Source organism: Candidatus Desulfolinea nitratireducens (genome assembly GCF_982879505.1).
This window is the reverse complement of the sequence record NZ_CEYOSI010000354.1, coordinates 1,134-2,092: the sequence shown is the minus strand read 5'-3', so window position 1 is coordinate 2,092 and position 959 is coordinate 1,134. Positions and strand designations below refer to the sequence as shown.

The 959-nt window shown below is 46.7% G+C and carries 1 protein-coding gene; it reads left to right on the top strand.

Annotated elements, in window-relative coordinates; translation table 11 throughout:
* The coding region (locus AC3DOM_RS17735; protein ID WP_487920369.1) for an ISAzo13 family transposase at nt 1-947 on the top strand (947 nt) is incomplete at its 5' end.
* Nucleotides 948-959: the final 12 nt, after the last annotated feature.

Genomic DNA, 959 nt, shown 5'->3' with positions numbered 1-959 from the left:
TCGAGCAAGAGCTAGCCGAAATCGTGCAGGATGATCTTGCAGGAGACCCGCAAGAGGGTTCACTGTGGGTGCGTCAAAGTTTGGCAAAAATCAGACAAGCGCTATATGAACAAAAAGCGAAGCATCTATGTTGTGAAACCATCCGGCGCCTTCTCAAGAAGGAAAAGATACGCCCGAAAAGCAATGTGAAACGGCTACATCCGAAACCGCATCCGGATCGAGACAAGCAATTTAGATACTTGTTCAGCCAACGAGACGCTTTTTTGAAAGCCGGATGGCCTTGCATCAGTATTGATGCAAAGAAGAAAGAACTGATCGGTGATTTCTACAACCGAGGTACGCAATGGACGAAAAGCGCACAAGCAGTCAATACGCATGATTTTCCCAGCTATGCTGAAGGGCAAGCTCGTCCTTACGGTATCTATGATTTGGCTCAAAATTCAGGCTATGTCGCCGTTGGAAAATCAGCAGATACGCCAGAGTTTGCTGTGAATGTCATTGCATGGTGGTGGCAAAACTTTGGCATGAAGCATTATCTCAACGCCCCGGAACTGCTCCTGCTTGCCGATGCCGGAGGGAGCAATGGTTGTAGACCGCGGCGTTGGAAAGAACAATTGCAAGTCAATATCTCAGACCGATTTGGGCTTGCTGTGACGGTTTGCCATTATCCAACCGGTGCTTCAAAATGGAACCCAATTGAGCACCGCCTGTTCAGTCAGATTAGTCGGACATGGGCAGGAACGCCGCTGACTTCTTACGACGTTTTGTTGGACGGTTTGCGACAAACATCAACAAGAACCGGCTTGACTGTGCAAGCCACATCTTTTGACAAAACCTATGAAAAAGGGCTTTCTGTTACTGACGAAGAAATGAAATTGTTAATGATCCAAAGACATGATATTTGCCCGAACTGGAACTACACAATTAGACCCAGATTCGGGAAGTAATTTTTAGATGAT